Annotated in this window: 22 protein-coding genes; 4 read left to right on the forward strand and 18 right to left on the reverse strand. The window is 58.7% G+C overall.

The window, feature by feature from the left end:
* Positions 1-10 precede the first annotated feature (10 nt).
* Genes carA through pyrR form a run of 4 tightly spaced genes read right to left on the reverse strand, consistent with a single transcriptional unit; the run spans position 11 to position 4155 of the window.
* Positions 11-1192, reverse strand: a complete 1182-nt coding sequence (gene carA, locus QP904_RS00780; protein WP_200289036.1) for a glutamine-hydrolyzing carbamoyl-phosphate synthase small subunit — start codon at positions 1190-1192, stop codon at positions 11-13.
* Between the two features lie 23 nt (positions 1193-1215).
* Positions 1216-2553, reverse strand: a complete 1338-nt coding sequence (locus tag QP904_RS00785) for a dihydroorotase (RefSeq protein ID WP_200287460.1) — start codon at positions 2551-2553, stop codon at positions 1216-1218.
* A 34-nt stretch (positions 2554-2587) separates the two neighbouring features.
* The gene (locus QP904_RS00790) at positions 2588-3544 is read right to left on the reverse strand and encodes an aspartate carbamoyltransferase catalytic subunit (protein ID WP_200287458.1); all 957 of its coding nucleotides are present in this window, start codon (positions 3542-3544) and stop codon (positions 2588-2590) included.
* A 2-nt stretch (positions 3545-3546) separates the two neighbouring features.
* Positions 3547-4155 (reverse strand): bifunctional pyr operon transcriptional regulator/uracil phosphoribosyltransferase PyrR, encoded by a 609-nt coding sequence (pyrR, locus tag QP904_RS00795; protein WP_049360744.1) that lies wholly within the window; start codon positions 4153-4155, stop codon positions 3547-3549.
* 142 nt (positions 4156-4297) lie between these two features.
* Here pyrR and QP904_RS00800 point away from each other — a divergent pair, with 142 nt between their 5' ends.
* The 3 genes from QP904_RS00800 (at position 4298) to QP904_RS00810 (ending at position 6903) form a co-directional block, all read left to right on the forward strand.
* Positions 4298-5641, forward strand: a complete 1344-nt coding sequence (locus QP904_RS00800; RefSeq protein ID WP_284835363.1) for a TIGR01777 family oxidoreductase — start codon at positions 4298-4300, stop codon at positions 5639-5641.
* A 265-nt stretch (positions 5642-5906) separates the two neighbouring features.
* Positions 5907-6398, forward strand: coding sequence for a YbjN domain-containing protein (locus tag QP904_RS00805; RefSeq protein ID WP_023021470.1), 492 nt, complete (start codon positions 5907-5909; stop codon positions 6396-6398).
* Positions 6391-6903 carry a YbjN domain-containing protein gene (locus QP904_RS00810; RefSeq protein WP_284835364.1) on the forward strand — a complete coding sequence of 171 codons (513 nt, stop codon included), beginning with the start codon at positions 6391-6393 and terminating at the stop codon, positions 6901-6903. Before QP904_RS00805 ends, QP904_RS00810 begins: the two co-directional genes overlap by 8 nt.
* Positions 6904-6987: 84 nt before the next feature.
* Here QP904_RS00810 and QP904_RS00815 read toward each other — a convergent pair whose 3' ends face one another.
* From QP904_RS00815 to efp, 3 genes are all read right to left on the reverse strand, one after another.
* Positions 6988-7842, reverse strand: coding sequence for a PPK2 family polyphosphate kinase (locus QP904_RS00815; protein ID WP_200287452.1), 855 nt, complete (start codon positions 7840-7842; stop codon positions 6988-6990).
* A 109-nt stretch (positions 7843-7951) separates the two neighbouring features.
* On the reverse strand, positions 7952-8581 hold the full coding sequence (nusB, locus tag QP904_RS00820) for a transcription antitermination factor NusB (RefSeq protein WP_200287450.1): 630 nt from the start codon (positions 8579-8581) through the stop codon (positions 7952-7954).
* Positions 8582-8592: 11 nt separating this feature from the next.
* Positions 8593-9156: an elongation factor P gene (efp, locus tag QP904_RS00825; RefSeq protein WP_023021466.1), complete on the reverse strand. Its 564-nt coding sequence runs from the start codon at positions 9154-9156 to the stop codon at positions 8593-8595.
* Positions 9157-9419: 263 nt separating this feature from the next.
* Between efp and QP904_RS00830 the strand changes: the two genes are divergently transcribed.
* On the forward strand, positions 9420-10316 hold the full coding sequence (locus QP904_RS00830) for a GDSL-type esterase/lipase family protein (RefSeq protein WP_200287449.1): 897 nt from the start codon (positions 9420-9422) through the stop codon (positions 10314-10316).
* On the opposite strand, the gene QP904_RS00835 is transcribed toward QP904_RS00830, so the two are convergent.
* The 11 genes from QP904_RS00835 to QP904_RS00885 all read right to left on the reverse strand — a co-directional run bounded on the left by QP904_RS00835 (position 10313) and on the right by QP904_RS00885 (position 22260).
* Positions 10313-11419 carry a M24 family metallopeptidase gene (locus QP904_RS00835; protein ID WP_200287447.1) on the reverse strand — a complete coding sequence of 369 codons (1107 nt, stop codon included), beginning with the start codon at positions 11417-11419 and terminating at the stop codon, positions 10313-10315. The two genes, QP904_RS00830 and QP904_RS00835, sit on opposite strands and share 4 nt — an antisense overlap.
* A gap of 119 nt (positions 11420-11538) precedes the next feature.
* Positions 11539-11967 carry a type II 3-dehydroquinate dehydratase gene (gene aroQ / locus QP904_RS00840; RefSeq protein ID WP_200287445.1) on the reverse strand — a complete coding sequence of 143 codons (429 nt, stop codon included), beginning with the start codon at positions 11965-11967 and terminating at the stop codon, positions 11539-11541.
* A 3-nt stretch (positions 11968-11970) separates the two neighbouring features.
* Positions 11971-13041: a 3-dehydroquinate synthase gene (gene aroB / locus QP904_RS00845; protein ID WP_284835365.1), complete on the reverse strand. Its 1071-nt coding sequence runs from the start codon at positions 13039-13041 to the stop codon at positions 11971-11973.
* 64 nt (positions 13042-13105) lie between these two features.
* Complete coding sequence (locus tag QP904_RS00850) at positions 13106-13642, reverse strand: shikimate kinase (protein WP_023021461.1); 537 nt, start codon at positions 13640-13642, stop codon at positions 13106-13108.
* Between the two features lie 3 nt (positions 13643-13645).
* Positions 13646-14857 (reverse strand): chorismate synthase, encoded by a 1212-nt coding sequence (gene aroC, locus QP904_RS00855; protein ID WP_284835366.1) that lies wholly within the window; start codon positions 14855-14857, stop codon positions 13646-13648.
* 68 nt (positions 14858-14925) lie between these two features.
* Complete coding sequence (locus QP904_RS00860; RefSeq protein ID WP_284835367.1) at positions 14926-15318, reverse strand: prepilin peptidase; 393 nt, start codon at positions 15316-15318, stop codon at positions 14926-14928.
* Between the two features lie 113 nt (positions 15319-15431).
* On the reverse strand, positions 15432-16259 hold the full coding sequence (locus tag QP904_RS00865; RefSeq protein ID WP_259824612.1) for a shikimate dehydrogenase: 828 nt from the start codon (positions 16257-16259) through the stop codon (positions 15432-15434).
* A gap of 29 nt (positions 16260-16288) precedes the next feature.
* Positions 16289-17482, reverse strand: a complete 1194-nt coding sequence (mltG, locus tag QP904_RS00870; RefSeq protein ID WP_239204544.1) for an endolytic transglycosylase MltG — start codon at positions 17480-17482, stop codon at positions 16289-16291.
* Positions 17483-17520: 38 nt separating this feature from the next.
* On the reverse strand, positions 17521-18072 hold the full coding sequence (gene ruvX / locus QP904_RS00875; RefSeq protein WP_023021457.1) for a Holliday junction resolvase RuvX: 552 nt from the start codon (positions 18070-18072) through the stop codon (positions 17521-17523).
* A 10-nt stretch (positions 18073-18082) separates the two neighbouring features.
* Positions 18083-20767: an alanine--tRNA ligase gene (gene alaS / locus QP904_RS00880; RefSeq protein ID WP_284835368.1), complete on the reverse strand. Its 2685-nt coding sequence runs from the start codon at positions 20765-20767 to the stop codon at positions 18083-18085.
* 101 nt (positions 20768-20868) lie between these two features.
* Positions 20869-22260, reverse strand: a complete 1392-nt coding sequence (locus QP904_RS00885; RefSeq protein ID WP_284835369.1) for a replication-associated recombination protein A — start codon at positions 22258-22260, stop codon at positions 20869-20871.

Here is a 22260-nt window from a genome sequence, read left to right on the forward strand (position 1 = left end):
TCCTGGTTGTTTACTTATTCGGGGTGTGGTTAGCCATCAGTTCTTCGAACTGATCAAAAAGTGGATTGGCATCGTGCGGTCCAGCTGCGGACTCGGGGTGATACTGCACGGAATAGGCCATGCCATTCTTCAAAGCAACGCCCTCCACCGTGTCGTCATTGAGGCAGATGTGGGTGACCTGCGCGGGACCGAAGTCGGTGTCAAACTCGGCGTCTTTACTCTCTAGGTCATAGCCCTCCGGCGCCTTGAGCGCGAAGCCGTGATTCTGCGAGGTGATGTCGATCTTGCCGGTTAAGTTATTGCGCACCGGCACGTTGATGCCACGGTGGCCGAACTTCATCTTGTAGGTATCCAGGCCCAGCGCGCGCCCGAGGAGCTGGTTGCCAAAGCAGATGCCGAAGAACGGAATCTTTGCCTCAAGCACCTGCTTGATGATGCCTACCATCTCATCGGCCGTAGCCGGGTCGCCCGGGCCATTGGAGACGAAGACGCCATCCGGGTTATAGGACTTCACCTTGTCAAAGGAGGTATTTGCAGGCACAACGATGGTCTCAATCCCGCGCTGCGAGAAGTGGCGCGGGGTCGCGGTCTTCACACCCATATCGAAGGCAACGACGGTGTACTTCTTCTCCCCCACGGCCTCAACCGTGTAGGGCTCGTTCGTAGATACCTCTGCGGCAAGGTCAGCGCCCTCCATGGAGTCTTGGGCTTTTACTTCCTTTAGCAGCTCCTCTACTGGACGCTGCGCATCCTCGCCGGAAAAAAGACCGGCGGAAATAGAGCCGTAGTTGCGCAGGTGGCGTACCAAGGTGCGGGTATCAATACCGCGAATACCGATGACGCCTTGCTTTTCCATCTCCTCGCTCAAGCTGCGCTCTGCGCGCCAGTTGGATACGCGCTGGGCGAGGTCGCGGATAACGAGGCCAGCAACCCAAATACGGTTGCCGTGGGACTCATTGTCCTCGTCATTCCACCCGGTATTGCCAATATGCGGCGCTGCGGAAACCACAATCTGGCGGTGGTAGGACGGGTCCGTCATGGTTTCCTGGTAGCCGGTCATCGCCGTGGTGAATACGGCCTCACCCAAGGTGGTGCCGGTGGCACCAAAGCCATAACCGCGGAAGGTGCGCCCGTCCGCGAGAACGAGGATTGCTGGGGTTCTATCAGTCACGTCGTGGCCTTTCTCTGCCATATAGGTGGTCTCAGTGTGCAAGGTTAGTCTTCTTCGGAGGCTGCCAAGTCAAAAGTGACGGCTCCTCGCAAAATGGTGTGGGTAACGCGGGCGCCGAACTCTTCACCTGCATACGGGTTGTTTTCGGACTTGGATGCCAGCTTGGAGGAATCAGACACCCAGTGGTGGGCTGGGTCCACAATGGTCAAATTCGCGGGCTCGCCTTCTGCGATGGGGCGACCGTGACCCGGCAGGCGGGTGATTTCCGCCGGGCGCTCGGACATGACGCGGGCGACAAAACGCCAATCGGCCAGTCCGGTCTCAACGAAGATTTTGGCGATAACGGCCAGGGAAGATTCCAGGCCCAGCATGCCTGGTCGGGCATTTTCAAACTCCACGCACTTGTCTTCGGAGCCGTGCGGGGCATGGTCAGTGGCCACGCAGTCGATGGTGCCGTCGAGCAGCGCCTGGCGCAGGGCTTCGGTATCGCGCTTCTCGCGCAACGGCGGGTTAACGCGGAAGAGGCCATCGTAGGTGCGCAGCTTATCGTCAGTCATCAACAGGTGGTGCGGGGTGACCTCAGCGGTCAGCGGGATTTCCTGCTCCTTGGCCCACTTGAGCAGCTCCACGGTTCCCTGAGTGGATGCGTGACAAATGTGCACGCGATTGCCATAGTCGCGCGCCAAGAGTGCATCGCGGGCCACGATGGATTCTTCCGCCACGCGCGGCCAGCCGCGCAGGCCTAGCTTGGCTGCGGTCTCGCCTTCGTGCGCCGAAGCACCGCCGGTCATGCGGTCATCCTCGGCGTGCTGAGCCAGCAGTACATCCATACCCTTGGCGTACTCCAAGGCGCGACGCATCAGCTGCGGATCCTGGACGCACTTGCCATCATCGGAGAACATGCGGACCTTGGCATCCGAGCGGGCCATCATGCCGAACTCGGTAAGGGTCTTGCCCTCCAGGCCCTTGGTAATAGAGCCCACTGGGTGGACGTCGCACAGCGCTAAGGCCTGGGATTTAGCCCACACGGATTCCGCGATGATCGGCTGATCGGTCACCGGGTTGGTATTGGCCATAGTAAACACGGCGGTGAAACCACCCTTAGCGGCAGCCTTGGAGCCGGTCCCGATGGTTTCGGTGTCCTCACGGCCGGGCTCGCGCAGGTGCACGTGCATATCTACGAGCCCCGGTAGAAGAACGTTGCCCTCGCCGTTGATGACCTTAGCGTCTTGTGCCGCAACGTCACCGCCAATGGCTGAAACAACGCCATCTTTAACCAGCACATTGGTGGGCTCGCCTTCGCCATACAAGCGCACATTCTTAATCACAAGTGGGGATTCCGCCGGCGCGGAAAGGCGACCGGTTTCTGGGTAAGTAGTCATTTTCTCTCCCTAAGGTTGATTGCGGGTCGCGATATTAAATGCCGGCGTTTTCGCCATTGGTCAGCAGCGTAAACAGCACGGCCATGCGGGCGTGCACGCCGTTGTGTACCTGCTGCAGGACGGCGGTTTTATCCAGATCAGCCACGCCATAGTTGATCTCCATGCCGCGCAGCATAGGGCCAGGGTGCATGACAACGGCGTCTTTGTGCATTGCCGCCGCGCGGTCCTTGGACAGGCCGAAGAGGTTGGCGTATTCGCGGTGGGACGGGAAGAAACCGCCATTCATGCGCTCTTGCTGCACGCGCAGCATCATGACCACATCGGCCTCGGCGATCTCTGCATCAAAGTCATAGGACACGCGCACCGGCCAATTCTCCACCCCGAAGGGCATGAGCGTAGCTGGCCCCACGAGGGTTACCTCTGCCCCCAGCGTGTTAAGCAAATCCACGTTAGAGCGCACCACGCGCGAGTGCAGGCAATCGCCCACAATTTTCACTTTGAGACCGGCAAAGCCTTGCTCGCCCTGCAAGCCGAGTCGTTGCCGCATGGTTACCGCGTCAAGCAGCGCCTGCGTTGGGTGCTGGTGGGCGCCATCACCGGCGTTGATAACGGAGGGGCCCTTGCCCTCAGGGGCTACCCACTGGGCCAGCTGCTGCGGTGCACCAGAGGAAGGGTGACGCATGATGATCGCATCGGCGCCGATGGCGGCCAAGGTAAGGCCCGTATCCTTCAGGGACTCGCCCTTCTTTACCGAGGAGGTAGAGGCGGATAGGTTGATGACGTCCGCCGACATCCACTTGCCGGCCGTTTCAAAGGAGGAACGGGTGCGAGTGGAGTTTTCATAAAAAAGCGTATAGATGGTGCGCCCGCGCAAGGTAGGAAGCTTTTTAACTTCGCGGCCTTCGAGGGCCTCGCGGAAGCGATCCGCTTCATCCATCAGGCCGATAATTTCAGACTTATCGAGCTCCGCCATATCGATGAGGTGCTTCATGGTTATGCCTCCCCCTTCTCAGTGCCTGCGGCATCGAGGTTGACGGCAGCTCGGGTCAGCACGACTGCGTCTCGACCGTCAATCTCATTGTTATATACGGTGACGTCTTCTTCTCGCGCGGTAGGCAGGTTTTTGCCCACATAATCTGCGCGGATGGGAACTTCGCGGTGGCCGCGGTCTACCAGAACTGCGAGCTGGATAATATCGGGCCGGCCAACGTCGCTTAGCGCATCAAGGGCGGCGCGAATCGTGCGGCCGGAATACAAAACATCATCAACCAGGATGACAATCGCGTTATCGATACCGCCGGTAGGAATGGTGGTGGGTTGCAATGCGCGATGCGGCTTATTGAGCAAATCATCGCGGTAGAGGGTGATATCGAGGGAGCCCCATGGGACTTCTACCCCGGAAAATTCTGCGATCTTAAGTGCAAGACGCTGTGCTAGCGGCACGCCACCAGAGGGAATGCCAAGCAGAATGACCCGCGGAGCCTCCGCGGAATCGAGCGCCGTTTTTTCAATGATCTGGTGCGCGATGCGTGCAACGGTACGCGAGACATCATCGGAGCTTAAAAGCTCCAATTGTTTCGCGGTAGCGTTAGTTTCACTCATCGTGACCTCCTTCCCCGCCTCACGGTGCGGTCTTTAAAGGATGCCGATAGATGGTCTCAAAAGTGTCTATGGTGTTAGACACAAGATACTTTAGCACCCCACCCGCCATTCGGGTGAGGCAACCCAGAAAGGTACTTCGACGGTGAGTTTTTCTGCACAACACGTAGTCCCTGCACCCCGCACAGATGTCTGGGCCTGGCATACCCGCCCAGGTGCTCTCACCCGGCTCAACGCCCCGTTCGCCTTTATGACCCCAGTGCAACAAGCACAGAGCCTGGGTGATGGCACTTCGATTCTGCGCTTGCCTGGTGGCCTGCAGTGGAAGGCACAACATGTGTTGTCCCGTTACCAGGAGGGCTATTCCTTTAGTGATGAGTGCGTCAATTCCCCACTGCGCCAGCTGACTCAGTGGCGCCACACCCACACCTTCGCCGAGGACCCAGCCGGTACCCGGGTGACGGATGAGGTGGACACGCGCGTTCCTTCCGCCGCATTGAAATCAGTCTTTGCTTATCGGCAGCATCAGCTGATTGAAGACTTTGCCTTCTTCAAACGCCTGCGCGATGCAGGACTTAATACCCGACCATTGACCATTGCGATGACAGGTTCGCGCGGCAGTGTCGGCACGGCGCTTACCGCGCAGCTACGTACCGCCGGCCATACAGTGATCCAGCTCGTGCGTGGTAAGGCGGGCAGTGGCCAGCGCCACTGGAATACCAACCTCCCCGATCCGCACTTGCTAGACGGCGTGGACGTCCTTGTCCACCTGGCGGGCGAGCCCATCTTCGGCCGTTTTAATGAGGAACACAAGGCTGCCATTCGGGATTCCCGCGTGGGCCCTACCCGGAGCTTGGCTCGCATCGCCGGCGAAACGCCATCCGTAAAGGCCATGGTGTGCGCCTCTGCTATCGGCTTTTATGGCGCAAACCGGGGCGAGGAAGTCTTAACTGAGGACTCCGAACCGGGAGAGGGATTCTTAGCCGATGTCGTGCGCCAGTGGGAGGACGCCTGCGAACCCGCCCGCGCAGCGGGCACCCGCGTAGTCAATATCCGCACCGGCATTGCCATGTCAGGCGGCTCCGGCCTACTGCCGCTGCTGCGAGCCCTCTTCTCCACCGGACTGGGTGGCCCCTTTGGCGATGGCAAATTCTGGTTTAGCTGGGTTGCTATCGATGACCTTACGGATGCCTATTTCCGCGCCATCGTGGATGATTCGCTTTCCGGCCCGGTCAATGCGGCCTCCCCCAACCCGGTCCTAAATAAGGAGTTCGTTGCTGCATTGGGCAAAGAGCTCCACCGGCCGGCTATTGTGCCCGTGCCCTCCTTTGGTCCTGCGCTCTTGCTCGGGCGCGAGGGCGCCCAGGAGTTAGCCTTGGCAGAACAGCGCGTAGCCCCCACCGTGCTCACCGAGATCGGTCATAGCTTCCGCTACTCCACTATCGACGCCGCCTTGGCGCATGAACTGGGTGGCGAAAGCCTCTGCTAATTGCGGGCCACTCCCCGTGGACGCCCCAGACACGTTTGGCGCAGCGCCACCGGAGTGCGACGCAATTTGTCGGTCAGCCAAAGGTTGTGGGCAGTGATTCACCATCGCAGCTCGTTGCGGCAACGCGCACGTACTGCACCACCCCGATATAACTTCCGAGCAAGACCTGCGGTGTTCTTCTCCTGCCGGAAAGCACGGGTGTAGTTAGGTAGGCTAGGAAGGGTTGACCTTAACCCCGATTAGTACATGGATTGAGACTGTTTAAGTGTCTGAAGAACCAACCCTGTATCCCGATACGCCGGTAGAGCCCGTTACTCTCGAGCGTATTGGTGAGATCTTTGAGTCCGAAAACCTCGAGTACCGCCTAGAAGAGCAGCCTGTAGGCGAGGACGAGACCGTACGTATCCTGCGTACCGGCTTTTCCAATGTTGCCATTGCTATGCAGGTTCGCGATGACGTCCTCGTCGCCGATTCTGTGTGGCGCGGCAACGTCCCTTCTTCTGAGGGACCTAGCCTGCTGATGGTTCTCAACCAGTGGAACCAGCAGCACTTTGCACCGACCCTGCGCTTTTTCGAGTCCGCAGAAAACAACCTCGCGGTCTCCGGTGTACGCGAAATTAATGTGGCACACGGCCTATCCCGGAACCAGATTGGTTCCTTTGTGATGTCCACCCTGGACTCTATGCTGCAGTCCTTCGCCTTCGTCGAGGAACATTACCCACAGCTCGTGACCTGGGAGGAGCACAACCATGACTAATGCATCTACGGAAAATAACCTGCCAGAAATCAGCCTGGACCGCGTTATCGAGGCAATGCGTACCTTCGATATTGAGCTGACCACAATGGACGCTGATATCGACGCAGCCACCGCTAACCTCAATGGCCTGCCCACCATGTTCGCGGTACTAGACTCCGTCGTTATCGTTCGTTGCGACGTGCCTACCGACGCCGCCTATTCCAAGGCCGACGCCGGCCTATTCTTGGCTGCAAACCAGATCAACTCGGTAGCTTTCGGTGCGCGCGCGGTTATCTCAGAGCACGATGACATGCTCGTCGTGCGCACCGAGCGCGATATCCCCGCTGCCGCTGGTATGAATGACGAGCAGCTGCAGGCAGCCTTAAAGTCTGCAGTAGACGGCGTAATTCGTGGGCAGGACGCCATGGTCTCTGCTGCAGAAGAGATGGCCAAGTTTGGCTCCGAAACTGCTGGCAAGGCCAGCACGGAAGGCGATAACTCGGGTGCTGGAGATGCCACGAGTTAGCTAAGCCCGCCAAAGAACCAAGCTCCCTGAGCCCGCCGTTCCTCACATGGAAAAGGCGGCAGAAAGGGAGCTTTTTGTGCACAATTACTCGGCGTCGAGAATGCGTTGGCGTTCTTCTTCCGGATCAAAATCCGGTGCGGGCCAAGAAAGCTCTAGGTGGCGCAGCGCGTCCACGATGAGGAACTTCAATGCCATGCGGGCGTACTTCTTATTATCTGTGGGGATGACGTACCACGGTGCCCAGATCTCATCCGTTCGGCGAATGGCATCTTCATAAGCAGCCATGTACTCGTCCCAGTATCCGCGCTCCTCAATATCGGAGGGGTCGTATTTCCAATATTTGTCCTCGCGTTCGGTGCGCTCCAGCAAGTTTTCTTTTTGGAACTGTGGAGAGATATGCAGGAATATCTTTAAAATCTTGACGTTGTTGCCGGCCAGTTCCTGCTCATAGTCCCGTATGGCTGCAAAACGGCGGTCCACTTCGTCTTCGTCTACCCATTTATGCACCCGCTGGATGAGCACATCTTCATAATGGGAGCGGTCGAACGCCACGATTTGGCCCGGCACGGGGTCATGTTTGCGAATGCGCCACAAAAAGTCGTGCTCCAGTTCCTCGTCTGTCGGTTTGCCAAAGCCGACAGTTTTGGTGCCTTGCGGGTCAAAGACCGAAAAGACATTACGGATGGCACCGCCTTTGCCGGAGGTGTCCATTCCTTGTAAAACTACGAGCAAGGAAGGAGCGCCTTCTTCGTGGGCGCGGCCATTGGCAAAGAGACGCTCCTGAAGGTCGTAAAGCTCTTCATCGTAATGCCCGAAACGATCAGCTAGGTCAGATTTGGAGCCACTGAAGCCCGGTGTAGTGGTGGGGTCCACATCAGCGAGGCGGAAATTCCTCCCTGCCCTCAGCCCCAGTGCATCATGAATCTTAAATTTGCCCATGCCTATCATGGTACAAAAATACCGCCCGCAGCCAGCCTGGTATTTCAACCAAGCCAGCCGCGGACGGAAAATGGCTCACGCTAAAGGGCGCGGCTACTACTCGCCGGTATTACTGGGCCGAGTCTTCCGCTGGTGCGGAGGCCTCATCAGTTGCGGCTGCGTTGCCCGCAGTCTCTGCTGATTCGACCGGGGACACGGTATCCGTCGTGTCTTCATCCGCAGCAGTATCGTGCCCGTCTTCTTCTAGGCCCTGGTGTTCTGCAGACATTGGGCTTTCGGCGGAGCGGGACTGCGCCACATCGTCCAATACCGCGTGGATATACGGTGCCGCCTGCTCATTGGAGTACTGAGAGGCGATTTCGACGCCTTCTACTACAGCGGTAGCAGTAGGAATATCGGGATTGAAGAGCAGTTCCCAGACCGAAACGCGCAGTATAGCACGATCTACTGCAGGAATGCGGTGTAGCTCCCAGTCCTCGGAAAGGTAGCGAGAGATAGTCTCATCGATGACATCAAGCTCTTCCGCTGCCCCCTTGATAATGACCTTGGTGTACTCGGCAATCGGCGCTACCGCATTGCGATCCTCGCGCGCCAAAGCGATGCGGTCCTCCACGATGGCTACGGGATCGATGTCTCGATTCTCAGCTTCGTATAGGATGTCCGCGGCGCGGCGACGTGCGCGATAGCGCGCGGTGTGCCGCTTGTAGTTAATGTCGCGCTTAGGGGTGTTATCAGACACAGCCAGATGCCCTAGTTGTTGACGCGGGAGAGGTACTCACCGGTGCGGGTATCGATCTTGAGAACATTGCCGATCTCGATAAACAGCGGAACCTGGATCTCCGCGCCGGTCTCCAAGGTGGCAGGCTTAGTGCCGCCGGAGGAACGGTCACCCTGCAGGCCAGGCTCGGTGTGCTCGACCTTGAGGTCTACGGAAATAGGCAGCTCTGCGAACAGCGCCTCATCCTCGTAGAAGGAAACCTGTACGCGCATGTTCTCCAGCAGGAAGCGAGCGGCATCGCCAAACTTCTCCGGCGGGAGCTCGAACTGCTCAAAGGTCTTCTCATCCATGACGACGTAGCTGGTGCCATCGTTGTAGAGGTAGGTCATATCGCGCCGGTCCACGGTAGCGGTCTCTACCTTCACGCCTGCGTTCCAGGTCTTGTCCACGGTCTTGCCGGAGACAACATCCTTAAGCTTGGTACGCACGAAGGCTGGGCCCTTGCCCGGCTTTACGTGCTGGAACTCAACGATCTGCATCAGTTTGTTGTCGATCTTCAGAACGAGGCCGTTCTTGAAATCAGTAGTATCAGCCATTGCGGTTAAACTCCCGAAATTGTGGACTAAAGGTTGAAAACAATGATCAAGCCTACCGGACAACTGCCTTTCGGGGTATTACTGGTCCCCCATTTCCGCCCCGCACTTCTGCCCTATCTTGGCTAAAAGAGAAACTTCCGCAGCTTGTGACCATACGCAGCAGGTGGAGAACAGACACGTAATGGTTTTTATCCAACGATAACTGGCTGTACGGTACAGTCTTGCCGTATTAATTTTTCACATTTCTACCAAGGATTTTTGCGATGCCTTTCAATAAGCTTTCTGCTGTGGCTACCGTGACTGGCGCAGCTTTAGCAGCACTTAGCGCTCCCCAAGCACTGGCGGCGGATGCCCAAACCGTGATGTTCGGCGATTCTATCTTCGCTAACCCTACCTATGGCCAGATCGGGACCACCTCCAGCCTGTCCCCCGCAGCAGACACTGCTCTCTCGTCTGCTACCCATGGCATTGAAGACACCCCGGGTGCACCTTCCCCGCAGGGCTGCCCGCAGGGTCACAGCAATGTAGGCCGCGAACTGGAGCGGGTTTCTGGCCAGCACGTAGCCAACTACGCCTGTTCTGCCGCGAAAGCCGCCGGCCAGTCGCACCGCAAGGACTTCGAGGAGCAGATAAACGGGGCCATTGCCAATAACGATCTCAATGGTGCAACCAAGAATGTTTTGATTCAGTTTGGCGCCAACGACCTCCAGGAAATTTTGCGGCCATCGCTATCTTCCGCCAATCCTTATTTTGACGGCATGAAGCGTTCCATCCAGCGTGTCCGTCAGGCCGCGCCTCATGCGCACATCACCGTCGTAGGGTATCCCGCCATCTCCGCCCGTAACGGCGCCGTATGCCCGGTACGCACGTCCGCGCCGGGCTCCACCGACGCCGGTTTCAATCTGGACTACGCGGGCCTGGTACACACCGGCGAGGACCAAGTCAATAGCGCGATGTACAAGGCAGCACGTGCCAGCGGTGTCCAGTACTACGACCTACGCGCCGATTCCATTGATCATGGCATGTGCGCACCGGACAGCACGCGCTGGATTTCCGGCAAGTGGGAGTACTCCGTACCGCACAACCTTTTCAACCACCTCACGCACCTGGGCAACCGCAACGTCGCCCAGCTGCTCAACTCCAAGGTGCTCAGCCACTAGGCAGGTAGCTCGGTGAGCTCCTTCGTCGCGGCGGTGATGATCTTCGGTGCGCCATCGGTAATGATGAGGGTATCTTCGATGCGCACGCCGCCCTTGCCAGGCACGTAAATGCCCGGCTCGATGGTCAAGGTCATGCCCGCGGCCAGTTCGCCCTTCCCGGTCTGGGCGGCGAAGGGCGCCTCGTGTACGTCGAGGCCTACTCCGTGGCCAGTCGAGTGCACAAAGTAATCGCCATAGCCGGCGGCGGAAATAATGTCGCGGCAAGCTGCGTCGACGTCGGCAAGCTTAGCGCCCGGCACCGACGCTGCCACGCCCGCTTTCTGGGCGCGTAGCACCACATCATAAATTTCTTTAGCAAAGTCATTCGCCGCGCCCACGACGTAAGTGCGCGTGCAGTCGGAGTTGAACCCCCGCAGATGCGCACCGAAGTCGATGGTCACCAAATCTCCGTCCTCGATGACCCGATCGTCCGCACCATGGTGTGGCATGGCCGAATTGGGACCGGAAGCGACGATGGTATCGAAGCTCACCCGCTCCGAGCCGAGCATGCGCATCCGGTACTCCAAATCGGCAGCCACCTGGCGCTCCGTGCGGCCGGCACGCAGCTCGCCTGCGGCCAGGAGATCCTCCAGCGCCTGATTAGCCAGCGCGGCAATTTCCTCCAGCTTTTCCAGCTCGAGTGGGTCTTTAAACAGCCGAATATCTTCAATCACGCCAGTAACGGGGACCAAGGTGACTGACTCTGGGGCCGAATCTTCGAGTTCCTTCAATTCAGATACCGTCAGGTAGTCTGCCTCAAAGCCCACGCGGACCGGTCCTTGCACATCGGCGAATTGCTGCAGGAGCACCTTGCCTACAGCGCGCCCCTGAATAGCTTCCAGATCAGGGACCTCGCGGGAAATCTGCGTGGTGTAGCGGCCATCGGTAGCAACCTGTGCGGAAAGATCCTTGCGCAAAAGCAGACCACCATTGGATCCGGAAAACCCCGAAAGATAACGCACATGCGTGAGGTGGGTTACTAAAACGGCATCGATGCGCTGGCTGGCCAGTGTCGCGGCAAGCTTGCGGCGCCGGTCACTAAAGCGGGTATCTGCCAAAGCCATGATTTAATCCTCCTGGGTTGACTGCGGTGTTGAAAGTATTCACCCAGTATATCGACCTTGCCACCGCGGTCGGGCCGTTTTCTTTCCGCCCGGACGCCACGAAGCCCAGTGGGACGCTTCTATTGGCAGAGGTAGTCCACTGCCGCAACATAACCAAAGACCCCCAAGCCAGCAATCACACCGCGGGCAATCGGACTGAGATAGGAGTGATGGCGGAAGGGCTCGCGTGCATGCACATTGGAGATATGCACTTCGACGAATCCGGCTCCCTCCGCCACTTCAGCCAGGGCATCGCGCAAAGCCACCGAGGTATGGGTAAACCCGCCAGGGTTGATAATCACGGGATAGCCCGCATCCGCGGCGGCATGTACCTCTTCAATGAGCTCGCCCTCATGGTTGGATTGAAAACATTCCACCTCTACCCCGTGTTCGGCGGCACGCGAGGCAATCATGCGCTCCACATCGGCCAAGGTGGTTGAGCCGTAGACATCCGGTTGTCGCTTTCCCAAGCGGTTTAAGTTCGGGCCGTTGAGAACAATAATCTTCATCTTCTACTCCGAAATCGCGGCGTAGGCCGCCTCGAGCTCGTCCAAGTCAGGGCCTTCCAGGCGGGTGGTCTCACCCACCCCAGTCAAGGCCACAAACCGAATTTGGCCGTCCCTGTTCTTCTTATCATGGGTCATGGCCTCATACAGGTCGGCGAAATGGCCTGCCTTATACCGCGTGGGAAGCCCAATGCTGTGCAGGATCCGGCGGTGCTTTTCCACCAGTTGAGCATCAATGAGGCCGCGGGAATGCGACAGGTGGGCGATAAACATGATGCCCACTGCCACCGCGTTGCCATGGCGCCATTCGTAGTTCTCATGGCGCTCTACAGCATGGCCAAAAGTGTGGCCGTAGTTCAGCGTTTCGCGCATACCTGACTCTTTCAAGTCTTGGCTTACCACGGCGGCTTTTACTGCGATGGAGCGTTCTATTAATTCTGGCAAGAAGCCCTGCGGGTCCCCGCAGGCCCCAGGGTTGTCCTCATAGCGTTCCAGAATTACCGGGTCATGAATGAAACCAGTTTTGATGATCTCCGCCGAACCGGCAACGATTTCCGCCTCGGGCAGGGTGTCAAGGCGCTCTAGGTCCACAAAGACGGAATCCGGCTCGTGAAAGGCGCCGACAAGATTCTTCCCGGCCGCCGTATTGATGCCGGTTTTGCCGCCCACGGCGGCATCAACCATGGCCAATAGCGTGGTAGGCACCTGGATAATCTTGATGCCACGCATCCACCCAGCCGCCACAAACCCCGCCATATCGGTGGTGGCACCACCGCCTAGGCCGATGATGACGTCACGCCGGTTAAAGCCGTTCTCCCCCAGCTTGTCCCATACACCGCCAACGACGCTGAGCTGCTTGGCCGCCTCAGCATCGGGAACCTCAATGAGCACGGGCACGACCCCCTGGGTCCCAACGAGTTCCGCTAGGTGCTCGGCGGCGGCGCGCAGCGGCGGTTGGAAGACAATGCCTGCCCGGCTAGCGCCAATCTCCGCGCAGCGCTGCGCGATGTCTTCATTGAGACCGGCGCCAATGCGAACTTTATAAGGCTGCGGTCCATTAACGGCAATGGTGGGCATGGTGGTCCTTTCCGTTCGCCGCCGAGGCAGTGTGGCGAGGAACAAGTACGAGCGCAGCGGGCAGCTAAAGGGTATCGAGGAAACCGAGAATATCGCCTACTACCTGCTGCGGGGTTCGGGTATCTGTGCGCACTCGATAATCGGCAACCTCCTGGTAATACGGGCGCCGCACGTCCACTAGGTTTCGGTAATGTTCGAGGGGGTCAGCGGCTGCAAGAACCGGCCGATTGCTATCACCGGAGGTGCGCCTTGCTCCTTCTTCAGGGGAAATATCCAAAAAAATTACCGTGTGCCGCTCCAGGAGGTCACGAGTGGACTCCGTGAGCACTGCCCCGCCGCCGAGACTTACGACCCCATCGGTACGCAACGCGGCCGCAACGTGTTGCGCTTCAAGCGCACGGAAGTCCTGCTCACCGAGCTCGCTAAAGACTTCCCCGCAAGGCTTTGCTTGTGCCTGTTCAATAAGGTGGTCAGAGTCAGTAAATTCACAGCTCAGGGCATGGGATAGGCGGCGGCCAAGTGTGGATTTACCCGCGCCTGGCGGGCCAACCAAAACAACGCGTGGGCGGGGTTGGCCCGTAACGGCGGTTGGGGTGGTCATAACTTACTCCTGGTCAAAAGCAAGGCGGTCCGAAACGTATCTATCATACGCGGCAATAGCCTGAGAGGTTTCTTCGAGGCTATCTCCGCCGAATTTCTCAAGCACAGCGCGCGCAAGAACAAGGGCAACCATGGCTTCTGCTACGACGCCGGCCGCCGGAACCGCGCAGACATCGGAGCGCTGGTGAATGGCAGTTGCCTCGGCGCCGGATTCCATATCAACGGTGCGCAATGCGCGCGGGACGGTAGAGATTGGTTTCATCGCCGCCCGGACACGAAGCTGCTGCCCATTAGTCATGCCGCCTTCGAGGCCACCTGCGCGATTGGTGAGGCGGGAAATGCCCTCAGCGGTACGCACCATTTCATCGTGAGCAGCGGAGCCGCGCCGCCGAGCCTCTGCGAAGCCATCACCGATTTCCACGCCCTTGATAGCTTGAATGCCCATCAAAGCGCTGGCTAATTGCGCATCCAAACGGTCATCGCCGGAAATGTGCGAGCCCAGTCCAATAGGCAGGCCATCTACCACGACTTCGACGATGCCGCCCAAGGTATCGCCTTGTTTCTTGGCGGTTTCGATTTCTGCAATCATGGAGGCCTCTGCCTCCTTATCACAGGCGCGCACGGGTGAATCATCGATAGCCTCGATGTCCGCGAACGCCGGCGCAGGGCCCTCATAAGGCTCAGAAGCCCCAATAGAAATGACGTGGGAGAGTACCTCGATGCCGAGGGTCTCGCGCAGGAAGTTGCGCGCGACGGTAGCGGCAGCCACACGCGCTGCAGTCTCACGCGCGGAGGAACGCTCCAGAATGGGGCGCGCTTCACTATGGCGGTATTTCACCATTCCGGCAAAATCCGCGTGGCCTGGACGCGGCCTAGTCAGGGCTGCACCCCGTCCAGAATTCATGGCCTTTATATTTTCTTCATCGTCCATATCCAGTGGATCGGCCGACATGATGGTGGTCCACTTCGGCCACTCCGTATTGCCAATCATGATGGCAATAGGGCTACCCAGAGTCAGCCCGTGGCGGACTCCGCCGAGCACGGAAACCTCATCAGCCTCAAACTTCATGCGGGCGCCACGGCCGTAGCCAAGGCGGCGCCGGGAAAGCTGATGCGAAATATCGGCGCGGGTAATTGGGACCCCGGCGGGCATGTGCTCCAGCAGAGAAATAAGAGCTTGGCCGTGGGATTCACCTGCAGTAGTCCAACGAAGCATGCGGGTATTATCGCACGATGAGGCCAATCCGGTATGAACTTGGCCCCGCAATATATTCTTCCACCCCCTCAAAAAGGGTAAACACAAGCCACGACGATTGCCGCCGCCAATAACATCGCGGGGCCATGCGCGCTTTCTTTCTGCCCAGCACACACAGACCAGCCGAGCGTTAACAGGGACGCGCAGCCGCTCGCCGCCACCACCCCTATAAACCCAGCAAAATGCCCTACCAGCATCCCCAAGGGCACGGCCAGCTTAATATCGCCGCCACCCACCCCTGCATGGGCCAGCCCAAGCACGAGGTATATCCCCGGCCACCACAGCCCGCCCCAGTTGGCAAGTACAAGTGACAACGCAGCGGCTGGCAGCGTCAACCAGTCGGGCAAGCGGCGATGCCGCAAGTCCCACCAAGACAGCGCCGCGGCCCAAAGGCAATAAACAATTCCCCCAAAGATCAACACGGGACTTAGAGTAAAGCGAGGTACCGCCTAGCGCTCGAGGCTTTCACTCAGAGGGCGAATTGTGCAGCGTGAGCCAGACGCGAAGGATAGCCCGCACTTGTCCAGGCCTCGTTTTATTTGACAGTTTGCGACCGCCGCTGCAATTCCTCATTCAATGCATTTAGCATCTCTTCCCGCGGTGCGGCCACGCCGGTAAATTGCTCGAACTGGCTAAATGCTTGATATGCGAGCATGACATGGCCGCCGACGGACTTGTACCCGTTGGCCGCCGCGCACGTGGTCAGCGGCGTGGGCCAGGGATCATAAATGACGTCGAGCACCGGTGCGTGGGCGATGTCGAAGACGCAGTCCTCCACCGCAGCGGCGGGAACGGTGGATACAATGACATCGGCTGCGCGAGACAGTGCAGATAGGTCACCATCGAAACCGGTGAAAGAAAGCTCCAGTCCCAGCTCTTGGGCAAGTGGCCGTAGCTCGGCGCTACGGTCCGAGCGATTGAGCACGGTGACGGTAGACACTCCGCGCTCAGCCAGCGCCCACAAAGCTGGACGCGCTGTGCCCCCAGCTCCAATGAGCATCGCGTGCCGTGCGGGGGAATCCCCCAAAAGTTCTATGAGCGCGCCACGCACGCCTTCGGTGTCGGTATTGTCTGCAAACCACCCTTCTTCTTTACGCACCAGGGTGTTTGCGGAACCTATCAGCTGTGCGCGCTCGCTTACGGTATCCGCAAAGCGGAGGGCGGCGAACTTACCCGGCATGGTGACGGAGAACCCTACGAACTCAGGGGTACTCCCCCTCACCAGATCCGGCAAGCCCTCCGCAGCCGTTTCAAAGCGGGTGTAGTCCCAACCTTCGAGCCCAGCAGCCTCGTAGCCAGCATTGTGGAGCACCGGAGACAGTGAGTGCTCGATGGGGCTACCAAGGACTGCCGCACGTGGCATCGGTTCTACCTCTTCGTGGTTTTGCGACTTTATTTGGCGGGCTGCTCGGCAGCGGCGTCGCCGTTGCCGGAACCAGCGCCCTCCCCTTCGCGCTTGGAGTCAAGCACGCCGGAGCGGATGGCGTCATCAACGCGGCCCAAGTGCTCATCGTAGGTATCGGAGAAGACGGTGGTGCCTTCTTCGTCCACGGTGACAAAGAACTTCCAATTGCCCTCAGCAGGCTGCTCCATGGCCTTGATTGCATCATCCGAAGGAGAAGCAATCGGGGTATCCGGCAGGCCCTCCTTTGCGTAGGTATTCCACGGAGTCTTTTCCTCACGGGCCTTATCGGTGGTGGCCAGCTCAACGTCTTCCAAGCCATAGTTCACGGTGGAGTCAAACTCCAAGCGCATCGGCTCGTCCAGACGGTTGAGGATGACGCGGGCGACCTTGTCGAACTCACCTGCTGGCGCCTCGCGCTCCACTAGGGATGCGGAAGTAAGCAGCTCATAAGGGCTCAGACCGATAGCCTGGGCGCGTTCTTCGATCTTGGTCTCGTTGTAGCGCTTGGTAGAGCGGGTAATGAGGTCCTTCAAAATATCCTTGGCCTCCATATTGGGGTCCAGGACGTACTGGCCTGGAGCGATAAGGCCCTCAATGCGCTTAGGATCGTTGCCGCGCTTGTTGATGGCCTCGAGTGCCCACTGTGGCGCACCCAGCTCAGCAGGATCAGTTTCCGCAGCGACCTTTTCTAGGTCTTCCTTCTTCAGGCAGTTGCCATCGTTGCAGCTGACCTCAGAAATCAAGGAGTAGATGCCATAACGAACGTCTCCACCAACAACCTTGACGTCCTCCAAGGTTGCGCCGCCTTGGACTTCGAGCATGTCGACGCGGTTATTCTTATCCAATAGCGCCTCTACCGCGGCGTTGGCACTCATCTCTTCCTGCAGACGGTAGAAGCCAGGTTGGATTTGGCTTGCGCTATGGTTCATAGACGCAGCAGAGTCAAAGGCGTCTTGGGTCTTGACCACATTCTTTTCCACCAGTGCAGGACCGAGCTCGGACATCGACGAGCCTTCCGGCACCTCCACCAGCTGGGTGGTACCGTTGCCGGTTCCCTCATAATCGGCAGAGGTATTGCCGAGACGGAATCCGATGTAGATAAGGGCACCAAGGATAACGATGATCGACGCAATGATAACGGCAATGCCGCGCTGGCGGCGCTTGACGTGTTTCGGCTCCATCGATCGACCGAGACGTTCTTGATTACGGCTCACTTGTTTTAGTCTCCTGAGTTTGAAGGCTGATCTATTGCATCCCTTGGACGGAGAGCGTTTGCACGCCCGTCCAACCATGTCTGCAATATCTCCACCGCTGCTGCTTGGTCGATGACTTTACGGCCCTTCTTTTCGGACACGCCTGACGCGCGCAGGGCGGTGGTCGCTGCCACGGTAGTCAAACGCTCATCAGCCAAACGTACTGGTGGTGGAACTTTATCCATATTTGCATTTCGATTCAACCGACGGCGGATCCGAAACGCAATTTCTTTAGCATGTTTTACGCTTTTTGAGCCATTTCCCTGCAAATCTCGTGGCAGCCCCACGATGACCTCGACCGCCTCATAAAAATCAATCAATTCTAGGATCCGGTCGATATCACCCTTATCGCGGTCCTTAAACCCGGTTTCGCGGTGAACGGTCTCCACTGGGGTGGCAAGCGTTGCTTCCCTATTGGACACTGCTACGCCGATGCGCACAGTACCGACGTCAAGCGCGAGCCGGCGGCCCTGCCCCGGATCATCAACCCCGGGGATATCTGGTTCCACTTGTGCCACGTTCGAACTCCTACAGGGACTCGAGCATATCCTCGACGGCGGCAAAGCCGCGCTCTGCACCTGCAGCTGAAGAACCGGAGCCCTGGGCCATGTCCGGCTTACCGCCGCCGCGGCCATCAACGTACTGGCCAAATTGCTTGACGACGTCCCCGGACTTCACACCGCGTTCGACGGCCTTGTCGGTGGCTGCCACGATGAACGGGAACTTGCCCTTGTCCTGGGCGCCCAAGACGATGACGGCTTCTTCCTCGCGCAGGCGGTTACGCAGGTCCGTAGCCACGGTGCGCAGGTCCCCACCGGTGGTTCCATCCGGCAACGTCAGCGCAATAACCTTGAAACCATTGATGTCCTTGGCGGCGCCGACAAACTCGGAGGCACGCGCAGCCAGCTGCTGCTTGCGCAGGGTTTCGATTTCCTTTTCTGCTGCCTTGAGCTTCTCAGATAGCTGAGCAATGCGCTCAGGCAGGTCCTCGGTCTGCACCTTAAGCTCGCGGGAGACTCCTTCCACCAAGGCGGTTTCCTTGGAGTAGTAACGGAAGGCATCCATACCGGAGTAAGCCTCAATGCGGCGAGCGCCAGAGCCTACGGAAGATTCACCCAGCACGGAAACCGGGCCGATTTCAGCGGAGGATCCCACGTGGGTACCGCCGCATAGCTCGATGGAGAACGGTCCGCCGATTTCTACCACGCGGACTTCCTTGCCGTAGTTCTCACCAAAGAGCGCCATGGCGCCCATGGCCTTAGCCTCTTCCAAGGAGGTCTCGATGGTGTTGACGGCAAAATTGGAGTCAATTGCCTGGTTGGTAATCAAGGCAATTTCTTCCAGCTGGGCCTGGCTGAGCTGTTCGGTGTAGTTGAAGTCAAACCGTAGGTAACCCGGGCGGTTCATAGAACCAGCCTGGACCGCGGTGGGGCCAAGCACCTGGCGCAGTGCGGCGTGAATGAGGTGCGTAGCAGAGTGAGCCTGGGTAGCGCCGTGGCGCCACTGCTCGTCGACGCCCGCCTCAACCGACATGCCCAGGTCTAGGCCGCCAGCCGTAACCGTGGCTTTGTGGACCCACAGCTTCTTGCCAATCTTTTGGACGTCATTGACCTCCAGCAAGGACTCGCCGGCCACAATGCGCCCGCGATCAGCCATCTGGCCGCCCGCCTCGGCATAAAGTGGGGTGTGGTCCAAAATGACCTCGACCTCTTCACCCTCGTGGACTTCATCGACCTTTTCTCCGCCGCGGACAAGGCCGATCACGCGGGCGTCGGAAGTAAGCTCCTCGTAGCCGGTGAAGACGGTGGGGTTATTGTCTACCCAGTCGCGGTAGAGGGAAAGGTCAGTGTGCCCGTGCTTCTTGGCCTGGTTATCGGCCTTGGCGCGGCGGCGCTGCTCACCCATGGCATCGTTGAAGCCATCCATGTCCACCTCAAGGCCCGCTTCCTGGGCCATTTCCAGCGTCAAGTCGATGGGGAAACCATAGGTATCGTGCAGCTCAAAGGCCTTCTCACCAGGCAGGACCTTTGCGGTCTTCGCGCGAGAGGTGGACTTGAGCTCCTGCACGGCATCGTCGAAGAGGCGGGTTCCGGACTCCAGAGTCTTGAGGAAGGCCTTTTCTTCGTTGACGGCCACGCGCAGAATGCGCTCACGGTTGTCCGCAATCTCCGGATAAGACGGAGTCATGGTATCCATGACCGTGTTCATGAAGCGCTCCATGGTGGCACCGGTAGCGCCCAGCAGCTTGGCGGAACGGATAATGCGGCGCAGCAGGCGACGCAGGATATATCCGCGGCCCTCATTGCCCGGGGTTACGCCATCCAAGATGAGCATCATGCCGGTGCGGGAGTGGTCCGCTACCACTCGGAAGCGGATATTGTCTTCCTGAGAGGCTTTATCGCCGTAGGTGGCACCGGTAAGTTCCTCAGCTACGTCAATGACTGGACGCAGCAGGTCTGTTTCGTAGACGTTGTCTACGCCCTGCAAAATGCAGGCCACGCGCTCGATGCCAAGGCCAGTATCGATGTTCTTCTTGGGCAGCTCGCCAACGATTTCAAAATTGCCCTTACCAATGCCCTCGCCGCGTTCGTTTTGCATGAAGACCAAGTTCCAGATCTCCATGTAGCGGTTATCATCGGCAATGGGTCCGCCGTCCTTGCCGTACTCAGGACCGCGATCGAAATAAATCTCGGAGCACGGGCCACATGGTCCAGGGATACCCATGGACCAGTAGTTATCCTCCATGCCGAGGCGCTGAATGCGCTCTTCAGGAACGCCAATCTTATCGCGCCAGATTTCGGCGGCCTCATCATCATCCAGGTACACCGTCACCCACAAGCGCTCTGGGTCTAGACCAAAACCGCCCTCCTCAACGGAACCGGTAAGCAAGCTCCAGGCATTGGTGATGGCGCCTTCCTTGAAGTACTGGCCAAAGGAGAAGTTTCCGGCCATCTGGAAGAAGGTGTTGTGGCGGGTGGTAATGCCCACCTCTTCAATATCAAGGGTGCGCACGCACTTCTGGATAGAGGTGGCTAGCCCCTTGGCAAAGGGCGGGTTCTGCTGGCCCAGGAAGTAGGGCTTGAATGGAACCATGCCCGCGTTTACGAAAAGCAGGTTAGGGTCATCCAGGATCAGCGAGGCACTTGGTACCGCCTCGTGACCAGAATTGACGAAGTGCTGGGTAAACCGTTCCCGGATCTCATGAGTCTTCACGAGCAACAATCCTAACTGTATGAGCTTTCATCTTCTATCGAGAAGTTTCTAACCCGCCCAACTTTACCCTTCGCCGCACCGCAATTTCCCTTGGGTAGGTATCAGCGCGGCCGGCGAGCGTTTTTACCGGGAGAACGCTTGCCGCGAATTATGCTGCGCAAGCGGCCTATATAGTCATAAACGCGCTTTTCAGCTCCATGATCGGTAGGTTCATAATATACGGAGCCTTCCAACTCATCGGGCAGGTACTGTTGTTCTACTACGCCGCGGGGATCATCGTGGGGGTAAACATAGCCCACGGCATTTCCCATCCGCTTTGCGCCCTCGTAGTGTCCATCGCGCAGATGCGCCGGCACGTGGCCCACCTTGCCGGCGGCCACATCTGCCTGGGCCTGCGTGATGGCGGAGATAACCGATGGAGACTTCGGCGCGGTGGCCAGATGGATGGTGGCCTGCGCCAAGGGGATTCTCGCCTCCGGCATTCCGATGAGCTGTGCGGCCTCGGCCGCCGCCACTGCTACCTGGAGCGCAGTGGGATCGGCCATACCGATGTCTTCGGAGGCATGCACTATGAGCCTGCGCGCTATAAAGCGCGGATCCTCTCCTGCTTCCACCATGCGGGCTAGATAGTGCAGCGCAGCATCAACATCGGAACCACGAATGGATTTAATAAACGCAGAGACCACATCGTAGTGTTGGTCGCCGTCACGGTCATAGCGCACCACCGCCTTATTGACGTTGTCTGTGACCGTCTGTGCGGTAATTTCCCCGCCGTCGGCGACCGCCTCGGCCGCCGCCTCCAGGTAGGTCAATGTGCGCCGCGCATCACCGCCGGCCAAAAGAACTAGCTGCTCCAAGGCCTCATCGGTGATCCGAATCTTGCGCTCGCCCAAGCCTCGATCGCTTTCTAGCGCGCGCTTGGCGACGCCCCTTAGGTCGTCGTCGCTTAGCGAATGCAGCTGCAAAAGCAGCGAGCGCGACAGGAGCGGCGCCACAACGGAAAATGAGGGATTTTCCGTCGTCGCCGCCACGAGCAGTACCGTGCGGTTTTCCACGGCCGCGAGCAGCGCATCCTGTTGGGTTTTAGAAAATCGATGTACCTCATCGATAAAAAGCACCGTCCGGCGCCCGTGAATGAGCTCTTGCCGGGCGTGGGTGATGACCTCGCGGACCTGCTTCACGCCCGAATCGAGCGCGGATAGACCCACAAAATTCTGCCCCATCTGGCTCGCAATAAGAGAGGCAATCGTGGTCTTGCCAGTACCTGGCGGGCCATACAAAATGACAGAGGCCTCCCCTGAGCCTTCCACTAGGCGGCGCAATGGCTTGCCAGGAGCCAAGAGGTGGTCTTGTCCGACCACTTCATCCAAGCTCTGCGGGCGCATGCGCGCCGCCAGCGGCGATCCTGCGTGGGTGGCAAAGAGGTTCTTCCCAGGCAAAGACGCGGCATTGTCCCCGGGAGTGGGCCCGCCAAAGAGTGAGTCTTGAGACAC

Origin of the sequence: Corynebacterium nasorum, assembly GCF_030229765.1 — a bacterium.
GTDB classification, from domain to species: domain Bacteria; phylum Actinomycetota; class Actinomycetes; order Mycobacteriales; family Mycobacteriaceae; genus Corynebacterium; species Corynebacterium kefirresidentii.